Source organism: Pseudomonas sp. Tun-23181 (assembly GCF_057415455.1).
Genome location: NZ_CM171630.1, coordinates 5,677,726 through 5,695,687, shown reverse-complemented (window position 1 = coordinate 5,695,687; position 17,962 = coordinate 5,677,726). Strand labels below are relative to the sequence as shown.

General features: G+C 66.3%; 16 protein-coding genes. 5 read left to right on the top strand and 11 right to left on the bottom strand.

Annotated elements, in window-relative coordinates; genetic code table 11:
* Positions 1 to 7: 7 nt before the first annotated feature.
* The 10 genes from kdpB to ACDI39_RS26715 form a co-directional block, all read right to left on the bottom strand.
* Complete coding sequence (gene kdpB / locus ACDI39_RS26760; RefSeq protein WP_253090998.1) at positions 8 to 2,065, bottom strand: potassium-transporting ATPase subunit KdpB; 2,058 nt, start codon at positions 2,063 to 2,065, stop codon at positions 8 to 10.
* A 10-nt stretch (positions 2,066 to 2,075) separates the two neighbouring features.
* Entirely contained in the window at positions 2,076 to 3,770 is a 1,695-nt protein-coding gene (kdpA, locus tag ACDI39_RS26755) for a potassium-transporting ATPase subunit KdpA (RefSeq protein ID WP_486537174.1), read from the bottom strand.
* Between the two features lie 9 nt (positions 3,771 to 3,779).
* On the bottom strand, positions 3,780 to 3,869 hold the full coding sequence (gene kdpF, locus ACDI39_RS26750; protein WP_225790407.1) for a K(+)-transporting ATPase subunit F: 90 nt from the start codon (positions 3,867 to 3,869) through the stop codon (positions 3,780 to 3,782).
* A 201-nt stretch (positions 3,870 to 4,070) separates the two neighbouring features.
* Positions 4,071 to 5,123 carry an AI-2E family transporter gene (locus ACDI39_RS26745; RefSeq protein WP_225790406.1) on the bottom strand — a complete coding sequence of 351 codons (1,053 nt, stop codon included), beginning with the start codon at positions 5,121 to 5,123 and terminating at the stop codon, positions 4,071 to 4,073.
* Positions 5,124 to 5,135: 12 nt separating this feature from the next.
* Positions 5,136 to 5,930: a DUF4892 domain-containing protein gene (locus ACDI39_RS26740; RefSeq protein WP_225790405.1), complete on the bottom strand. Its 795-nt coding sequence runs from the start codon at positions 5,928 to 5,930 to the stop codon at positions 5,136 to 5,138.
* A gap of 107 nt (positions 5,931 to 6,037) precedes the next feature.
* Entirely contained in the window at positions 6,038 to 6,892 is an 855-nt protein-coding gene (locus ACDI39_RS26735) for an alpha/beta hydrolase (protein WP_225790404.1), read from the bottom strand.
* On the bottom strand, positions 6,889 to 7,677 hold the full coding sequence (locus ACDI39_RS26730) for an alpha/beta fold hydrolase (RefSeq protein WP_225790420.1): 789 nt from the start codon (positions 7,675 to 7,677) through the stop codon (positions 6,889 to 6,891). Before ACDI39_RS26730 ends, ACDI39_RS26735 begins: the two co-directional genes overlap by 4 nt.
* 185 nt (positions 7,678 to 7,862) lie before the next feature.
* A complete protein-coding gene (sixA, locus tag ACDI39_RS26725; protein WP_253081567.1) occupies positions 7,863 to 8,321 on the bottom strand; it encodes a phosphohistidine phosphatase SixA in 459 nt (152 codons plus the stop codon).
* On the bottom strand, positions 8,318 to 8,665 hold the full coding sequence (locus ACDI39_RS26720; RefSeq protein WP_225790402.1) for a DUF4389 domain-containing protein: 348 nt from the start codon (positions 8,663 to 8,665) through the stop codon (positions 8,318 to 8,320). Before ACDI39_RS26720 ends, sixA begins: the two co-directional genes overlap by 4 nt.
* Positions 8,666 to 8,678: 13 nt before the next feature.
* Complete coding sequence (locus ACDI39_RS26715) at positions 8,679 to 9,704, bottom strand: NAD(P)H-dependent glycerol-3-phosphate dehydrogenase (RefSeq protein ID WP_225790401.1); 1,026 nt, start codon at positions 9,702 to 9,704, stop codon at positions 8,679 to 8,681.
* Between the two features lie 180 nt (positions 9,705 to 9,884).
* Between ACDI39_RS26715 and ACDI39_RS26710 the strand changes: the two genes are divergently transcribed.
* The 5 genes from ACDI39_RS26710 (at position 9,885) to fabB (ending at position 16,805) form a co-directional block, all read left to right on the top strand.
* Positions 9,885 to 12,032, top strand: coding sequence for a TonB-dependent receptor plug domain-containing protein (locus ACDI39_RS26710; protein WP_253091000.1), 2,148 nt, complete (start codon positions 9,885 to 9,887; stop codon positions 12,030 to 12,032).
* Positions 12,032 to 12,922 (top strand): ABC transporter substrate-binding protein, encoded by an 891-nt coding sequence (locus ACDI39_RS26705; RefSeq protein ID WP_253091001.1) that lies wholly within the window; start codon positions 12,032 to 12,034, stop codon positions 12,920 to 12,922. Before ACDI39_RS26710 ends, ACDI39_RS26705 begins: the two co-directional genes overlap by 1 nt.
* On the top strand, positions 12,919 to 14,850 hold the full coding sequence (locus tag ACDI39_RS26700) for a response regulator (RefSeq protein ID WP_253168393.1): 1,932 nt from the start codon (positions 12,919 to 12,921) through the stop codon (positions 14,848 to 14,850). The genes ACDI39_RS26705 and ACDI39_RS26700 overlap by 4 nt, the downstream gene beginning before the upstream one ends.
* Positions 14,851 to 15,057: 207 nt before the next feature.
* On the top strand, positions 15,058 to 15,573 hold the full coding sequence (fabA, locus tag ACDI39_RS26695) for a 3-hydroxyacyl-[acyl-carrier-protein] dehydratase FabA (RefSeq protein WP_028690473.1): 516 nt from the start codon (positions 15,058 to 15,060) through the stop codon (positions 15,571 to 15,573).
* A gap of 11 nt (positions 15,574 to 15,584) precedes the next feature.
* The gene (gene fabB / locus ACDI39_RS26690; protein WP_225790397.1) at positions 15,585 to 16,805 is read left to right on the top strand and encodes a beta-ketoacyl-ACP synthase I; all 1,221 of its coding nucleotides are present in this window, start codon (positions 15,585 to 15,587) and stop codon (positions 16,803 to 16,805) included.
* Between the two features lie 121 nt (positions 16,806 to 16,926).
* Here the strand turns inward: fabB and ACDI39_RS26685 are convergent, their stop codons facing one another.
* Complete coding sequence (locus ACDI39_RS26685) at positions 16,927 to 17,931, bottom strand: amidohydrolase family protein (RefSeq protein WP_253168394.1); 1,005 nt, start codon at positions 17,929 to 17,931, stop codon at positions 16,927 to 16,929.
* Positions 17,932 to 17,962 lie beyond the last annotated feature (31 nt).

Genomic DNA, 17,962 nt, shown 5'->3' with positions numbered 1-17,962 from the left:
ATCTCCTTCAAACTAGGTGCAAGGCATTGAGCAAGAGGTCGATCAGCTTGATGCCGGCGAACGGCACGATGATCCCACCCATGCCGTAGATCAGCAGGTTGCGCCGCAACAGGTGCGCCGCGCTCGCCGCCTGTACCCGCACACCGCGCAGGGCCAGCGGGATCAGCACGATGATGATCAGCGCGTTGAACACGATCGCCGAGAGGATCGCGCTCCGTGGGCTGGCCAGGTGCATCAGGTTGAGCACGCCCAGTTGTGGGTGGATCGAGGCGAACAGCGCCGGCAGGATGGCGAAGTACTTGGCCACGTCGTTGGCGATGGAGAAGGTGGTCAGCGCGCCGCGGGTAACCAGCAGCTCCTTGCCCACCTGGACCACATCCAGCAGCTTGGTCGGGTCGCTGTCCAGGTCGACCATGTTGGCCGCCTCGCGGGCTGCCTGGGTGCCATCGTTCATGGCCATGCCGACATCGGCCTGGGCCAGTGCCGGGGCGTCGTTGGCGCCGTCGCCGCACATGGCTACCAGACGGCCTTCGTTCTGCTCCTGGCGGATGCGCGCCAGCTTCTTCTCCGGCGTGGCCTCGGCCAGCACATCGTCCACGCCCGCCTCGGCTGCGATGGCGGCGGCAGTCAGCGGGTTGTCGCCCGTCACCATCACGGTACGGATGCCAAGTTTGCGCAACTCGGCGAAGCGCTCGCGGATACCGGGCTTGACCACATCCTTGAGGTGGATCACCCCCAACAGGCGCGTGTCGAGGCAGACCAGCAACGGCGTACCGCCACCCTGGGCGATGCGCTCGATTTCACGGGCCAGGGGCACCGGCATTTCCTCGCGTGGCAAACCCACGAAGGCCAGTACCGCGTCGACGGCGCCCTTGCGATAGCGGCGCTGCTGGAAATCGACGCCCGACAGGCGGGTTTCGGCGCTGAAGGCGATCGGTTCGAACGGCTGCTCGCCAGGCGGCTCGATCACGTCCTGCCGCTGGCGCAGGTACTCGACGATCGACTTGCCCTCGGCGGTGTCGTCGGCCAGCGAGGCGAGCAAGGCACCCTCCCCCAGCTCGCGGGCGCTGACGCCCGGCGCGGGGTGCACGGCGCTGCAACGGCGGTTGCCGAAGGTGATGGTGCCGGTCTTGTCGAGCATCAGCGTGTGCACGTCGCCGGCGGCCTCCACGGCGCGGCCGGAACGGGCGATGACGTTCAACCGGACCAGGCGGTCCATGCCGGCGATGCCGATGGCCGAGAGCAGGCCGCCGATCGTGGTCGGTATCAAAGTCACCAACAAGGCGGCGAGGAAGATCAGCGGCAGGCTGCCGCCGGCGAAATGCGCGAATGGCTGCAGGGTCACCACCACGATCAGAAAGATCAGGGTGAGGCCGATCAGCAGAATGTCCAGGGCGATCTCGTTGGGCGTCTTCTGCCGCTTGGCACCTTCGACCAGGGCGATCATGCGGTCCAGGGTCGACTCGCCGGGGTTGCTGGTGATGCGCACCAGCAGCCAGTCGGAAACCAGGCGGGTGTTACCGGTCACCGCCGAGCGGTCGCCCCCGGACTCGCGGATCACCGGGGCGGACTCGCCGGTGATGGCGGCCTCGTTGACCGCGGCGATGCCCTCGAGCACTTCGCCATCGCCGGGGATCAGCTCACCGGCCAGCACCTTGACCACATCGTCCTTGCGCAATTCGCTGGCCGATACCTGTTCGAAATCGCCGCTGGCGGTGCGGCGCCGGGCACTCATGCCCTGGCTGCCCGCCTTGAGGCTGTCGGCACGGGCCCTGCCACGGCCTTCGGCCAGCGCCTCGGCGAAGTTGGCGAACAATACCGTGAACCACAGCCACAAGGTGATCTGCAGCGCCACGCCAGTACCGACACCGCTGCCAGGCACGGCGCACAGTACGCTGGTGAGGGTGGCCGTCAGGGCCACCACCAACATCACCGGCGAGCGCTTGAGCTGGCGGGGGTCGAGTTTGAGGAACGCCTGCACCAGGGCCGGGCGCCAGAGCGCGGAAAAACGGGTGTGATCCGCCCCGCCACGCTGCGCTTTCACTTCAGAAATGGGCATGTTCATGGTGCGTTCCTCAGAAACCAAGGCTCAGGTGTTCGGCGATCGGCCCAAGGGCCAGGGTTGGCAGGAAGGTCAGGCCGCCCACCAGTAGGATGGTCAGCAACAGCAGGGTGGCGAACAGCGGGCCATGGGTGGGGAAGCTGTTCAGCCCCTGGGGCGCGCTCGTCTTCGCCGCCAGGCTACCGGCCAGGGCCAGTACCGGCAGGATGTAGCCGAAGCGGCCGATGAGCATGGCCAGGCCGATCATCAGGTTGTGGAAGACCGTGTTGGCGCCGAAGCCAGCGAAGGCCGAGCCGTTGTTGGCGGTGCCGGAGGTGTAGGCATACAGCAGTTGGCTGAAGCCATGGGCGCCCGGGTTGCTGACCGCACCGGCAGCGCTCGGCAGGCTCGCCGCGATCGCCCCCAGCACCAGCACGCCGACCGGCATCACCAGCAGGCTCGCCACCAGCAACTGCACCTCGCGGGCCTGCAGCTTCTTGCCCAGGTACTCCGGCGTGCGGCCGATCATCAGCCCGGCCAGGAACACCGTGATCAACACGAACAGCAACATGCCGTACAGCCCTGCGCCGACACCGCCGAAGATCACCTCGCCGACCATCATGTCGAGCATGGCCACCAGGCCGGTGAGCGGGTTGAGGCTGTCGTGCATGGCGTTGACCGAGCCGTTGGAAGCCGCGGTGGTGGTCACTGTCCAGAGTACCGAGCCGGTGATGCCGACGCGGCTTTCCTTGCCTTCCAGCGGTGCCTGCTGCTGCACCTGGACGCTGTCCAGGGCCGGGTTGGGCTGGTGCTCGGACCACAGCGCGACGCTGCCCCCCATCAGGAACAGGGCAAGCATGCAGGCGAGGATCGCCCGGCTTTGGCGCAGGTCCTTGACGTAGTGGCCGAACATGAAGACCAGGGCCACGGGGATGAGAATGATCGAGGCCACCTCGAACAGGTTGCTCCAGGCCGTGGGGTTCTCGAAGGGATGTGCCGAATTGCTGCCGAAGAAGCCACCACCGTTGGTACCCAACTGCTTGATGGCGATCTGGTTGGCGGCTGGCCCCAGGGGGATGGTCTGCTCATGACCTTGCAAGGTCATGGCCTGAACAGCGTCGGCGAAGGTCTGCGGTACGCCCTGCCAGACCAGCGCCAGTGCCAGCAGCAGGCATAACGGCAGCAGGCCATAGAGGGTGGCGCGGGTCATGTCGACCCAGAAGTTGCCCAGGGTCGAAGCCGAACGCCGGGTGATCCCCCGGCACAAGGCGACCAGCACGGCAAGGCCGGTAGCCGCGCTGACGAAGTTCTGCACGGTCAGGCCGAGCATCTGGCTCAGGTAGCTGAGCGACGTCTCGCCACTGTAGGCCTGCCAGTTGGTGTTGGTGACGAAGCTCACCGCGGTGTTGAACGCCAGCGACCACTCCTGGCCGGGCAGGTGCTGCGGGTTGAGCGGCAGGTGGCCCTGTAGCGACAACAAGGCGAACAACAGCACGAAGCCGACCAGGTTGAAGGTCAGCAGGGCCAGGGCGTACTGCTTCCAGTTCTGCTCCTGGTCGGCACGCACCCCGGCCAGGCGGTAACAGGCCCGCTCCAACGGGCCGAGGATCGGCGACAGCCAGGTGCGCTGGCCTTCCATCACCTTGTAGTAGAAACGCCCAAGCCAGGGCGCTGGCAGCAGCACGATGGCGAAGAAGGCCAGCAGCAATGCGAAGTCATGACCGTGCATGGCCGCCCCCTAGCCGCGATCGGCGCGCAGCAGCGCCACCAGCAGGTACACCGCCAACGCCACTGCCAGGAGCAGCGACACCTCATCGAGCCTGTTCATGCGAATCTCCCCTTCTTGCGGCGTCGGCCGCTTCAGGGAAATTGTCGAAGAACGGGGCGTAAAGGAACGAGGCCGGAGCGGGTCTCAGGGCATAAAGAATGCGTAAAGGTTTCGGCGCAGTTCAGAGCCTCAAGCTGCAAGCAAAAGCGGATCGTGTTGCTCACTCGGTCTCGCTTTTTCTTGCAGCTTGCAGCTTGCAGCTTACCGTTGCGGTGTTTGCTGCCCAACGTTGCGACTCCAGTCGAGCAGCAGGCTGTAGCCCACCGCCAACAAGGTCGGGCCGATGAACAGGCCGATGAAACCGAAGGCGATCAAGCCGCCGAAGACGCCGAGCAGGACGATCACCAGCGGCAGGTTGCCGCCACGGCTGATCAGGTACGGCTTGAGCACGTTGTCCACGCCGCTGATGATGAAGGTGCCCCAGATCCCGAGGAACACCGCCATGCCGTACTCGCCCTTCCACGCCAGCCAGGCGGTGGCGGGGATCCAGGCCAGCGGCGGGCCCATGGGGATCAGGCTGAGCATGAAGGTGACCAGGCCAAGGACGATGGCCCCCGGCACGCCGGCGATCAGGAAACCGATCATCGCCAGCAGGCCCTGGGCCGCGGCGGTGCCGATCACGCCGTTGACCACCCGTTGCACGGTGGCGGCCACCAGGTCGAGGTAGTACTCGGCGCGCTCGCCCATCAGCCGCTGCAGCAGGCGCAGGACGAAGGCCGCCAGGCGCGGGCCGTCACGGTAGAAGAAGAACACGAAGACCAGGCTCAAGGTCAGCTCGAGGACACCACTGCCGATCTGCGCACTGCGCGCCAGCAACCAGTTACCCACCTGGCCCAGGTAGGGCTTGGCCGAGGCCAGCAGGGCCGCGCCTTGCTGGTCGAGGGACTCCCACCAACCGACCAGGCGCTCGCCGACGAAGGGGATACTGCCCAGCCAGGCCGGTGCATCAGGCAGGCCGTCGACCTGCACGTCCCGCACGAAGGCGGTGGCATCGCGGATATGGTCGGCCAGGTTGAAACCCAGCCACACCAGGGGCAAGGCCACCACGAGAATCCACGCCGCCGTCAACAGGCTGGCGGCAAGGGTTTCGCGCCCACCCAGCGCCCGGGTGAGCAGACGCATCAGCGGCCAGCTGGCGAACGCCAGGATGGCGCCCCAGAGCAGCGCCGAGATGAACGGTGCCATCACCCACAGGCCGGCGCCCAGCAAGGCCAGCAGGAGGATCTGGATCAACAGGCGGTCATTGTTGGCCATGCCGGCGCTCACTCAACGGATCAGTTCCAGGTGCAGCCCGGTCGTCGTCGCCTCCCCCACCTCCAGGCGGGCGCTGCGCACGCCGGCCTTGACCAGCTCCTCGCGCCAGGCCTCGGCCTCGCTGCCGCTGAGGCTGGCGCGCAGGGTGCTGTCCAGGTTCAGGCTGCGCCCGAGCAAAGCCACCCAGGCCGGTTGCGGGGAGGCAAGATCAGGGTAGTCCAGCTTGCCGGTGTCGCGCAGTTCGCGCAGCACCGTGGCCGGGGTCGGCAGCAGTTCGCCCAGCGGGCTGCTGGCGACGAACTCCTCGACATGCAGGTAGGCCCGGCGGTTGCCACGGGTCACGCTGTAGAGCGCGACCAGGGTATCGGCCTCTTCGGCGGAGCGACGCAGGAGGATGAACGCCTGCTGCTCGTCGCCGCCGTTGAGGCGAGCATTGCCGAACACCTGGTTGGCCCACAGGCTGGCCTCGCCGCAGTCACGCCCCTGGCACCAGAACAGCGGATAGCCGCCCTCGCGCTGCAGGGCTTCGCGGGCACTGGTGAACGCCTCGCGGGCGGTGCGCTCGACAGGCAGCTCGTAGGTGACGGAACTGACCAGGCCACGGCTCTCGACCTTCTCCTCGACCCGCAGCCGCCCACTGATCCTGCGCAGTCCTCCCATGGGGTAGACCCGCTCCTGCTCCACCGCCGGGCGCTGGTCGACCACCTTGGCATCCACCGGTACCGGCAGGCTAGCGGCCCACAGCAGTGGGCTGGCGAAGCCCAGGCAGCCGACGATGAAGGTACGAATGGGTGCACGCGCGCTCATCGGCCACCCTTGCCGCAGGCGGCGCCGGTGAAAAGCTCATGGATGTCTGGCATGTATGGTTGTCTCCCTGTTCAACCCGCCAAGCCTCGACACTTGTCCGGTGCAAGTCAAGAAAAGCCGAAGAAGCGATTGAAACAGTCTGCAACAAGGGCTGCCCCCTGTTCGTCGTTCAGGTGCAGGTGATGGCCCCCGGGTAGCATGGCCTGCTCAAAGGGTAGCTGCTCCAGCAACGCCGTGTGGCGAGCGAGCATGCCGTCAGCGGCCACCACCAGGCAGACCGGGCAACTGACCCGCTGCACGAAGGCCATGGCCTGGGCGTGGTTCAAACGCACCGCCGACGGCAAGGTCAAGCGGCTGTCGCTGCGCCAGCTGTAGCCGCCCGGCACCGGCATCAGGCCGCGCTGGGCGAGCAGTTCGGCGGCTTCACGGCTGACCGCGACCATGCCCTTCATCCGCGCCTGCACACCCTCTTCCAGGGTCGCGTAGACCGACTTGCGCTTGCCCTCCAGGCGCAGTTGCGCCTGCAGCGCCATCCCCAGGCGTTCGGCGGCGCCCTGCTCGTCCGCCGTGGGCGGGAGGACGCCATCGATCAACGCCAGGTGGCTGACCCGCTCCGGCAAGGCGCCGGCCAGCTGCACCGAGATGATCGCCCCCAGCGAATGCCCGAGCAGGCCGAAACGCGGCCAGCCCAGTTGCTCGGCAACCCGCAGCACGTCATGGGCATAGTCGGCCAGGGCGTAGCCGGCGCCGGGCGGACGATGCTCGGAGTAGCCGTGCCCGGCCAGGTCCAGGGCGACGATGCGCAGGCCCTTCAACCGTGGCGCCAGGCGGACGAAGCTGTTGGCGTTGTCCAGCCAGCCATGCAGGGCGATCACCGGCACGCCATCGGCCGGGCCGAACAGGTGCGCCGCCAGTTCGATATGGCCCAGGCTCAGGCGGATCTCCTCGACCTGGGCGCTCATGCCTGGCTCCAGCGGTCGAACAGCCCCTTGATCAGGCTGGCGGTATCGTCTGGCCGCTCCAGCGGGAACATGTGCCCACCCGGCACACAATGGTACTCGCCCCGTGGCATGCCCCGCACCGCCAGGGCGTGATGGCGGCGGATCACTCGGCTGCGATCGCCACGGACCATCGCCAACGGCACCTGCAACTGACGCGCCGGTGCCGGGCTGACATGGGGGATGCTGCGGTAGATACGGATCTCCGTGGCGGGGTCGAAGCGCAGGTGCAGCCCCTCCTGGCCAGCCTGCAGGCCATGCTCCAGGTAGGCCTCCAAGCACTCGGGATCGAAGTGCCGGAACAATGTCTTGCTGGCGAAGTAGGCCCGTGCGCTCTCACGGTCGGCGAAGGCCTCGCGTCGGCCCAGGGTACGGCCGGCCGGGGTGATCCGGTCGATGAAACCGAAGCGCTTGGCTGCGCGGATCAGCCACTGGTCAGCGCGGGTCAGCACTGGCGAGTCGAGCATCACCACGCCGCGGTAGTACTGTGGGCAACGCAGGGCGGCATGCAGGTGCAGCACCCCGCCGAGGGAATGCCCGACACCCCATACCGGCTGGTCCTGGCGGGCCAGGTGGTGCAGCAGTTCGTCGACCAGGTTCTGCCAGTTGTCGTTCACCGGGAAGCGCGGGTCGTGGGCATGCTGCGCCAGGTGCCGGACCTGGTAGTCCGGCGCCAGGGCAGCGAACAGCTTGCCGTAAGTGGCCGAAGGGAAGCCGTTGGCGTGGGCGAAGAAGATCTGCTGCGACATGACCGCCGGGACCGCGTGGGGGATGATGGCCCATTGTCGGCAAGGTGCGCCGGGGCGGCAACGTTCGGAAAGGTCATCGCCCATGACGATCAGGTCATTTGCGGCCTGGACCGCCAGCGCGCTTTAGGGTCTACCCCTTCTACAGCGCTGGGTTTGGCAAATGCTGGGGCCGCTATAGCCAAGCCTCAACCAGGATGATACAGGCCACGCAACGTCATCACCCCCGCCAGCGGCCAGTCCCCCTCCAGCTCGGCCAGGCTGGCAGTGCTCATCGGCGCCGGCTGCTGGCCATGGCCATGCTCCAACAGGCCAACCAAAGTCCCCACCAGCGGCTGGTGGCTGACCAGCAGCACCTGCTCCAGCCCCAGGCGCTCCAGCTCGCCGATCACCTGCCCGGCATCGTGGTCGGACGTGAGCCAGGGCACGGTGCGCACCGGCTCGGCGAAACCGAGGGCCTCGTGCACCAGCGCCGCGGTCTGCTGCGCCCGCACGTAGGGGCTGGCAAGGATCGCCTGCAGTGGCTGGCCCAGTAGGCGTGCAGCGCTGCGCAGGACCTGCTCGCGGCCGTGGGCGGTCAGGCGCCGCTCGGCATCGCTGTTGGCACGCGGCTCGGCCTCGCCATGGCGCAGCACCCAGACCTTCACAGCTTCGGCTCCTCGTCGCGTACCGGATGCGCCGCCGGCGCCACCGCATGCGGCGTCTCGCCCTCAGGGGCGCGTGGCGCCGGCCAGTCGGCGAACGGCCAGGGTTTCTGGTCGCTGTGGAAGGTGCCGAAGCGGCCAATCTGCGCCAGGTACTGGCTCAGGCTGTCGCCGAAGTTCATCAGGCTGGCGCTGGGTGCGCCATAGATCAGGCGATAGATCAGCTGGACCAGCACCAGGCCACCGAGCAACAGTTCGGCCAGTTGCCAGATCACCAGGAAAACCAGCATCCACAGCACCCGCAGGATGATCGATTCGCGCTGGGCGCGGTTGGCAGTGTCGTTCATGTCGTGCTCCGGATCAGTTGAAACCGCTGGTGGAAATGAAATCGACATCGGTCTTGGGCTCGGCACGCATCAGGTGCTCGATCACCTGGTTCAGCGTGCGCCCCTCGAACAGGATGGCGTGCAGCCCCGCCACCAGCGGCATGTAGACCTGCATCTGCTGGGCCTTGGCCTTGAGCACCTTGAGGGTGTTGACGCCCTCGGCCACCTCGCCCAGGCGGCTGACCGCCTGCTCCAGGGTCAGGCCCTGGCCCAGGGCATGGCCGACCTGGTAGTTGCGGCTCTTGGGTGAGGAGCAGGTGACGATCAGGTCGCCCACGCCGGCGAGGCCGAGGAAGGTCATGGGGTTGGCGCCCAGGCTCACGGCGAAGCGGGTCATTTCCGCCAGGGCGCGGGTAATCAGCATGCTCTTGGTGTTTTCGCCCATGCCCAGGGCCACGGCCATGCCGGCGATGATCGCATAGACGTTCTTCAGCGCACCGCCGAGCTCGACGCCGAAGCGGTCGGCACTGGCGTAGACGCGGAAGGTGCGCCCATGCAGGACGGCCTGCACGCGCTGGCAGAGCGCCTCGTCCTCGCTGGCGACCACGGTGGCGGTCAGGGCATGCTCGGCGATCTCGCGGGCCAGGTTCGGCCCTGAGAGCACACCGATGCGGGCCTGGGGTGCGATCTCTTCGAGGATCTGGCTCATCAGCTTGAAGCTCTGCGCCTCGATGCCCTTGGTCAGGCTGACCAGGCATTTGCCACGCAACAGCTCGGCATGGGGCGCCAGCACGACGCGCAAGGCGCTGGATGGCAGGGCGACGAAGACCAGTTCACAGGCCTGCAGGGTGGCCAGCAGGTCATTGACCGGCTCGACGCCCTCCAGCAGGCGGATGCCCTTGAGGTAGCGCGGGTTCTCGCGGTTCAGGCGCATGGCCTCGGCCTGTTCCGGGTCGCGCATCCACTGCCGCACCGGGACACCGTTCTCCGCCAGCAGGTTCGCCACGGCGGTACCGAAGCTACCGCCTCCCAGAACTGCAACAGGTTGCTGTTCAGTCATATTCAATCCATTAAACCAATATATAAATGTAAGTGGCGACCGGAGCATTATACGGCGCGCTTACGCCAGAACCAGCGTCTCGCTCTCCCAACCCGAAGCCACCCCCGCTTTTCCTTGCAGCTTGCAGCTTGTGGCTTGTGTCTCACCGCCCGACTGGAAAAACCCCCACGGTCGGTTAACATGCCTGACTCATCCCTGAAACAAGGCCGTACCGTGTTCCCTGGCACGCCACCCTTCCCTCGCCTGCTATTGCTGACTGCCCTGGTGGGCGGGCCGGCCGTGGCCGACGACCTGTTCCTCGACAACCAGGACCTGCCACAGATTCTGACCGCCACCCGCCTGAAACAGTCCCCCGCGGCGGTGCCCGGCAGCATGACCGTGCTCGACCGCGAGCTGATCCGTGCCAGCGGCGCCCGAGACATTCCCGAGCTCATGCGCCTGGTGCCGGGGATGATGATCGGCTATGGCGCCGGCAACCAGCCGACGGTCAATTACCACGGCAGCAACGTCAACGACGCCCGGCGCATGCAGGTACTGATCGATGGCCGCTCGGTGTACCGCGCTGGCTTGGCCACGGTGGACTGGAGCGACATCCCGCTGGCAATGGAAGACATCGAGCGGATCGAAGTGTTCCGTGGCCCCAATACCGTCAGCTATGGCGCCAACGCCCTGATGGCGGTGGTCAACATCCTCACCCGCAACCCCGCCGACAGCCATGGCACGCGGCTGAAGGTCACCCGCGGCCAGGACGGCATCAACGACTACTACGTCAGCCATGGTTTCGGCTGGGACGGTGGCGACCTGCGCCTGTCACTGTCCGGCATGCAGGACGACGGCTTCGACAGCGACCAGTTCGGCCAGGACTACCGCGACAGCCGACGCCTGAACCGCTTCAACCTCAGCGTCAGCCACAACCTGGCGCCCAACCAGACCCTGGAATGGCAACTGGCGGCCAAGGAAGGCAGCAACCAGCGGCCCTACACCTACGAGCCGGTGTTTCCCTTCGTCACCGCCCGTGGCGACAACGCCGACGTCAACGCCAAGGACTACGCAGGCTCGGTGCGCTGGAACATCGATTTCAACCCCGAGCACAGCCTGTACGTCCAGGGTTCGGCCCAGCACTTCGACCGCCAGCAGGTGTGGCGTGCCTGTGACGCGGCCCTGGCGTTCAGCCCCGAACTGACCCGGCTGTGGCAACTGAACCCCGACTACGCCGAGCAGGTGGCCCGCCGGGCTTTCGACCCGCCCAACAGCAGCGACCCGGTGCAGCAGGCCCTGCGCGACCAGATCAAGAACCAGTGGGACAACCTCGGCGGCAAGCAGGTGGTGTGCGGCGACGTCGACCAGAGCACCCGCGAGACCCGCTACGACCTGGAGATCCAGGACACCCTCAGCCTGACCGACAACCTGCGCCTGCTCAGCGGCATGAACTACCGCTACGACCGGGCCGATTCGCAGACCTATTTCAACGGCGCCCTGGACGACCAGACCTGGCGCCTGTTCGGCCAGTTGGAATGGCGCGCCGATGAGCACTGGATCCTCCAGGGTGGGGCGATGTTCGAGGACACCCGCCTCTCTGGCAGCTCACTGACCCCGCGCCTGGCGGTCAACTACCTGATCACCCCGCGCCACGGCCTGCGCGCGGTGTACTCCGAAGCGGTGCGCTCGCCCGACATGTTCGAGAACAACGTCAACTGGAGCTACCGGGTCAACAACCTCAGCCCCACCGCGTTCGGCCAGCAGCACGCCGAGTATTTCGTCAAGACCCGTGGCCCGGGCAACCTCGACCAGGAGCGCATGCGCTCGCGGGAGCTGGGCTACAACGGCCACTTCAGCGACATCGACCTGAGCATGGACGTGAAGCTGTTCTATGACGAGATCACCGGCATGATCAGCGAGCCGCTGCGCAACAACCAATACATCGCCAGCAATGCCAACAAGGCCCGCTTCAGCGGCAGCGAGGCGCAACTGGACTGGCGCCCCACCCAGCACGACCGCTTGCGCCTGACCTATGCCTATGTCGACGCCTGGGCCAGCAACCCCGCCGACCGCCGTCTCAGTGCCCGCAACAGTGGCTCGGCCGGGTGGATGCGCGACTGGGGCGACGGCTGGTCCAGCGCGCTGTTCTACTATGGCGACGACGCCCTCAACCAATACCGCTACGAGCGCCTCGACCTGCGCCTGGCCAAGCGCATTCGCCTGCAGGGCACCAGCCTGGAACTGGCCGCGCTCTGGCAGCAGCGCCTGGACGACGAGCCGATCACCGCCCCGCAGAACCGCTATGACAGCCGCCACCGCCTGAGCGTCAGCGCGGAGCTTGAGTTCTGATGCGCCGCCTGCTGGGCCTGCTGCTGTTATGCCTGTGGCCGCTGGGGTCGCTGTCGGCCGGCGAAGTCCTGCTGGTCGGCGCCGAAGACCAGCCCGGTATCCGCAGCTTCGTCGCGGCCCTGGACGCACGTCGCAGCCACGACCAGGTACGTTTCCAGACAGTGACCGAGCTGCCACGCCCGGGCCAGTTGAAAGCCGACATCCGCCTGGTGCTGCTCGACGGCGTCGCCCTCGACTGGCGCATGACCGAGGCAGCCGGGCCACCCGCCCTGGCCTTGCGGGTCAGCCGGGTGCAGGCCGAACAGCGCCTGGGCAAGGCCCGTCCGGCCTTCCTCAGCCTGCTGTGGAGCGACCCGCCCCCGGCCCGGCAACTACGCCTGACCCGCTACCTGCTGCCCCAGGCACGACGGGTCGGGGTGCTGTACGGCGAGCACAGCCGCTTCCTGCTCGACGAACTGCGCCTGGCCGCCAGCCCGCTGGGCCTGGAGATCGTCGCCCAGGACTGGCCCGACCCGCGCGACAGTCGTCCGTTGCAGCACCTGCTGGGTAGCAGCGACGTGCTGCTGGGCATCGACGACCCCCACCTGTACAACTCCACGACCGCCAAGAACGTGCTGCTCAGCAGCTATGGCCGGCAAATGGCCTTGATCGGGCCAAGCGCCGGCTTCGTCCGCGCCGGCGCCCTGGCGAGCACCTACAGCGACCAGGACGACTGGCTGGCGGTGCTCGACCGGCTGCTCGACCAGGCGCCGGCCCGCTGGCCGCGCAGCCTCTACCCCGAGCACTTCGGAGTCAGTGGCAACCAGCAGGTGGCACGGGCCCTGGGCCTGGAGCCGATCGATCCGAAGGCCGCCGCCCTGGCCCTGGCCGAAGGAGAACCCACCCCATGAGCAGACGCCTGAGCTGGGACATCCACACCCGTACCCAGATCATCAGCCTGGGCCCAGCGCTCCTGTTGACCCTGCTGCTGATCAGTTTCTTCACCTTCGTGCGTATCCAGGACCTGCGCCAGGAGCTCAACCACACCGGCCAACTGATCGCCAACCAACTGGCCCCGGCCTCCGAATACGGGGTGATCTCGGGCAACAACGAGGTGCTGGAGAGCCTGATGCGGGCCACCTTGAGCATTCCCCACGTGCGCTTCCTGGAGGTGCAGGACAGCCGCAACCACATCCTGGTGTACGTGGAACAGGGCAGCGAGAACAGCAGCCGGTCCCAGCGCGTGGAAGTGTTCCAGGCCCCCATCCGCCTGCAGCAGATCCGCCTGGACGACGACTTCCTGCAACAGGGCGACATGCCCACCCCGAGCGTCGGCGACGATTACCTCGGGCGGGTGATCGTCGGCATGTCCGACGATGCCTTCAGCCAGCGCCAGCAGGAAATCGTCATCAAGGCCGGCATCCTCGCCCTGTTCGCCCTGCTGTTCACCTTCCTGCTGGCGCGACGCCTGGCCAGGAGCCTGGCCAAGCCGATCAGCGACATGGGCCACGCGGTCAAGGCGATCCAGCAGGGCGAGTTCAATGCGCCGGTCCCGGTGGTCGACGACAGCGAGCTGGGCCACCTGGCCCGTCACATCAACAACCTGGCCAGCGCCCTGGAGCAAGCCAGCCACGAGCAGAAACAGGCCATCGCGCAATTGATCCAGGCCCGCGAGGAGGCCGAGCAGGCCAACCGGGCCAAGTCGGACTTCCTGGCGATGATGAGCCATGAGCTGCGCACCCCCATGAATGGCGTGCTCGGCATGCTGCAGTTGCTGGAAACCACCCAGCTGACCAGCGAACAGGCCGAATACACCGCGGTGGCCAGCGAATCCACCGGCCACCTGCTCAAGGTGATCAACGACATCCTCGACTTCTCGCGGATCGAGCGCACCGCCCTGGAGCTGGAACACATCGGCTTCAACCTGGGCGAACTGATCGCCAGCAGCGTCCAATCGTTCCAGCACAGCGCTCAGCAGCGTGGCCTGGACCTGCGCCTGCAACAGCAGCCGGGGATCGAGCGGCTGGAGGTGACGGGCGACCCGACCCGGATCCGTCAGATCCTGCTGAACCTGATCGGCAACGCCCTGAAGTTCACCGAACAAGGCGAAGTGCACGTGCAGACCCACTGGCAGGTGCTCGATCAGCAACAGGTCTGGTTCACCTGTGCGGTGCGCGACACCGGTATCGGCATCGACAACGAACGGCTGGAGATGATGTTCGTCGCCTTCCAGCAGGCCGACAGCTCGATTTCCCGGCGCTACGGCGGCACCGGCCTGGGCCTGGCGATCGCCCGCACCCTGGCCGAGCGCATGGGGGGCCGCTTGCGGGGCGAGAGCCGTGAAGGCCTGGGCTCGACCTTTACCCTGGAGATCCCCCTGACCTTGGCCAGCGCCCCTGCGGCCCTGCTCCCAGGCAACGTAGAGCAGGGCCAGCCTGCCGCCCTGGGCGGCCGGATCCTGTTGGTGGAGGACAATCCGGTCAACCAGAGCGTCATCGAGGCCATGCTGCGTAGCCTGGGCTTCGATGTCAGCGTGGCGCTCGATGGCCTGCAGGCCATCGAGCAGGTGCAGCAGCAGTCGTTCGCGGCCGTGCTGATGGACTGCCGCCTGCCCCGGATGGACGGCTACGAAGCCACCCGGCGCATCCGCCTGCTACCCCGCGGCGCCCAAGTACCGATCATCGCCCTGACCGCCAATGCCCTGCAGGGCGACCGCGAGCGCTGCCTGGCCATCGGGATGAACGATTACCTGAGCAAACCCTTCAAGCGCACCGACCTGCAGCAGGTCCTGCAACGTTGGCTGCCCGGGCAGACAGCTGCGACTGGCGATAAAAGCTAAATTGCGGCAGTCTAGAGGCTGGACAGAACCCATCACTGGGCCTGAAAATACCGGTTTCAGTGCACACCTGTACTTCTTTTGCCAGGTGCGCTGTGACTTTCACCACAACGCAATAGTCTACCTGTAGGCTGCCGCCCCGGACTCAGAGGGTTCCGGGCCGGCCGGGAAGATTCATCCCCTGCCGCAGGGGGTTATTGAGGAGCTCGCATGACCAAACAACACGCCTTTACTCGGGAAGACCTGCTGCGCTGCAGTCGCGGTGAGCTGTTCGGCCCCGGTAATGCGCAACTGCCCGCCCCGAACATGCTGATGGTCGATCGCATTACCCATATCAGCGAGGAAGGCGGCAAGTTCGGCAAAGGTGAATTGGTCGCCGAGCTGGATATCAATCCGGACCTGTGGTTCTTCGCCTGCCACTTCGAAGGCGATCCGGTCATGCCGGGCTGCCTGGGCCTGGACGCCATGTGGCAGTTGGTCGGTTTCTTCCTCGGCTGGCAGGGCCTGCCGGGCCGTGGCCGTGCGCTGGGCTCGGGTGAAGTGAAGTTCTTCGGCCAGGTCCTGCCGGAAGCGAAGAAGGTCACCTACAACATTCACATCAAGCGCGTCCTGAAGGGCAAGCTGAACATGGCCATCGCCGATGGCTCGGTCAGCGTCGATGGCCGCGAGATCTACACCGCCGAAGGCCTGCGGGTCGGCGTGTTCACCTCCACTGACAATTTCTAAGGGTTATTCGCATGCGCCGCGTCGTTATCACTGGTCTGGGCATCGTATCGTGCCTGGGCAATGACAAAGCTACCGTCACCGAAAACCTGCGCAAGAGCCGTCCGGGCATTCGTTTCAACCCGGAATACAAGGAAATGGGGCTGCGTAGCCAGGTTTCCGGCTCCATCGACCTCAACCTCGAAGAACTGATCGACCGCAAGGTCTTCCGCTTCGTCGGCCACGCCGCCGCCTATGCCTACCTGGCCATGGAGCAGGCGATCAAGGACTCGGGCCTGACCGAAGAACAGGTGTCCAACCCGCGCACCGGCCTGATCGCCGGCAGCGGCGGCGCCTCGACCCTGAACCAGATGGAAGCGCTGGACATCCTGCGCGAGAAGGGCGTCAAGCGTGTCGGCCCGTACCGCGTCACCCGTACCATGAGCAGCACCGTCTCGGCGTGCCTGGCCACGCCGTTCAAGATCAAGGGCCTGAACTACTCCATCGCCTCGGCCTGCGCCACCAGCGCACACTGCATCGGCACCGCCATGGAGCAGATCCAGATGGGCAAGCAGGACATCGTCTTCGCCGGCGGCGGTGAAGAAGAGCACTGGAGCCAGTCGTTCCTGTTCGACGCCATGGGCGCCCTGTCCACCAAGCGCAACGAGACGCCGGAGCTGGCCTCGCGCGCCTACGACGCCGACCGTGATGGCTTCGTCATCGCGGGCGGTGGTGGCATGGTGGTGGTCGAGGAGCTGGAACACGCCCTGGCCCGTGGCGCCAAGATCTATGCCGAGATCGTCGGCTACGGCGCCACCTCCGACGGCTACGACATGGTCGCCCCGAGCGGCGAAGGCGCGATCCGCTGCATGCAGCAGGCGCTGTCCACCGTCGACGCCCCGATCGACTACCTGAACACCCACGGCACCTCGACCCCGGTCGGCGATGTCGCCGAGATCAAGGGCGTTCGCGAAGTGTTCGGCGACAAGGCACCGAAGATCAGCTCGACCAAGAGCCTGTCCGGCCACTCCCTGGGCGCCGCCGGTGTCCACGAAGCGATCTACTGCCTGCTGATGATGGAAAACAACTTCATCGCCGGCTCCGCCAACATCGACGAGCTGGACCCGGAAGTCGCCGACATGCCGATCCTGTGCAAGACCGAGGAAAACGCCAAGGTCGACACCGTCATGAGCAACAGCTTCGGCTTCGGTGGCACCAACGCCACCCTGGTGCTCAAGCGCTGGCAGGGCAAGTGATGCCTTGAAGGCCTGTTGAAAACGCCCCGACCGGTTCGGGGCGTTTTCTTTTGTACCGCCTCCCAGGCCGCCCTCACAGCCTGTGCGGGACCGCTTCGCGCCCCAATACCATCCAGACCGCTCAATGCCCTTTGGGCAGTACCGCCAGGAAATTGCCCCGCGCCACCTTGTCCGCCACCTCTGGCGGCAAGGCATCCAGGAACGGGTCGAAGGCGTGCATCTGCTCCCCCAGGCTGGAGAACCGCCCGACCACATCGGACCCTAGCATGAAACGATCGGGAAACCGTTTCACGAGCTCGACCCAAGCCTGCCTGGGCTTGCCCTGCCCATCCAGCAGGTAGGGCTCCAGCACGCTCCAGGACAGGTCGACATACAGGTTCGGATAGTCCTCCAGCAGCCGGCTCAGCAGCGGCAGGAGGAAGTTCATGCGCGTCTGGTGGCGGTGGATCTCCATGCTGGTCCCGGCATGGGCCCAGATGAAGCGGGTATGCGGATGGTTGCGCAGCGGCTCCTCGATTTCCGCCAGGTACAGCGGATTACGCTCGCGCTTGGAAGTGACGTTGGAGTGGATCAACACCGGCAGGTCACGCTCGGCCGCCAGGTGGTAGATACGGGTCATGGCCTCGTTGTTGGCCCTGGGGGTGTCGCCGGTGGTCAGGGCGGTGAGGTCGTCGTGGCGGGTGAAGACCTCGCCGATCCCCTGCCAGAGCCCGGGATACAGGTCGAGCATGCGCTCGATATGGCTGACGGCGTTCTTGTCCACCGGGTTGAAGCCACTGAGAAACGGATGGAAGCGACGCCGTTGCTCCGGCGGCAGGCGCTCCAGGGCGGCCGCCACATAAACATCGGTAGCGCTGTACCAGTAGGCATCGGCATCATCCCCGGCGTAATAGCGTGGGCGCTTGGGCTCATCCTCGTGCCATTTCTTGGCCACCGGGATGCCCGAGATCATCGATTGCTCGATCCCCGCCTCGTCCATGGCCTTGAGCAAGGCCGGCATGCCCTCGCTCTCCTGGAAGAAATCGACGTAATGCAAGTGGGCGTCACTGTAGCGGTAGTCACGTGCCTGCGCGGCCAGGCACAGCCCTCCAGACAACAGCAAGCAGGCCAGTGCTCTGGCGATCATGGGCAGCTTCCTTCTCCAAGTACGAACAGAG

Excerpts from the sequence above, each read along its gene's own strand:
- ACDI39_RS26730 (WP_225790420.1), bottom strand. The coding sequence starts at position 7,677 with ATGTCGCAGCAGATCTTCTTCGCCCACGCCAACGGCTTCCCTTCGGCC.
- ACDI39_RS26745 (WP_225790406.1), bottom strand. The coding sequence starts at position 5,123 with ATGGCCAACAATGACCGCCTGTTGATCCAGATCCTCCTGCTGGCCTTG.
- ACDI39_RS26710 (WP_253091000.1), top strand. The coding sequence starts at position 9,885 with ATGCCTGACTCATCCCTGAAACAAGGCCGTACCGTGTTCCCTGGCACG.
- ACDI39_RS26720 (WP_225790402.1), bottom strand. The coding sequence starts at position 8,665 with ATGAACGACACTGCCAACCGCGCCCAGCGCGAATCGATCATCCTGCGG.
- ACDI39_RS26715 (WP_225790401.1), bottom strand. The coding sequence starts at position 9,704 with ATGACTGAACAGCAACCTGTTGCAGTTCTGGGAGGCGGTAGCTTCGGT.
- kdpF (WP_225790407.1), bottom strand. The coding sequence starts at position 3,869 with ATGAACAGGCTCGATGAGGTGTCGCTGCTCCTGGCAGTGGCGTTGGCG.
- ACDI39_RS26700 (WP_253168393.1), top strand. The coding sequence starts at position 12,919 with ATGAGCAGACGCCTGAGCTGGGACATCCACACCCGTACCCAGATCATC.
- kdpB (WP_253090998.1), bottom strand. The coding sequence starts at position 2,065 with ATGAACATGCCCATTTCTGAAGTGAAAGCGCAGCGTGGCGGGGCGGAT.
- ACDI39_RS26740 (WP_225790405.1), bottom strand. The coding sequence starts at position 5,930 with ATGAGCGCGCGTGCACCCATTCGTACCTTCATCGTCGGCTGCCTGGGC.
- fabA (WP_028690473.1), top strand. The coding sequence starts at position 15,058 with ATGACCAAACAACACGCCTTTACTCGGGAAGACCTGCTGCGCTGCAGT.
- ACDI39_RS26705 (WP_253091001.1), top strand. The coding sequence starts at position 12,032 with ATGCGCCGCCTGCTGGGCCTGCTGCTGTTATGCCTGTGGCCGCTGGGG.
- ACDI39_RS26735 (WP_225790404.1), bottom strand. The coding sequence starts at position 6,892 with ATGAGCGCCCAGGTCGAGGAGATCCGCCTGAGCCTGGGCCATATCGAA.
- kdpA (WP_486537174.1), bottom strand. The coding sequence starts at position 3,770 with ATGCACGGTCATGACTTCGCATTGCTGCTGGCCTTCTTCGCCATCGTG.
- ACDI39_RS26685 (WP_253168394.1), bottom strand. The coding sequence starts at position 17,931 with ATGATCGCCAGAGCACTGGCCTGCTTGCTGTTGTCTGGAGGGCTGTGC.
- fabB (WP_225790397.1), top strand. The coding sequence starts at position 15,585 with ATGCGCCGCGTCGTTATCACTGGTCTGGGCATCGTATCGTGCCTGGGC.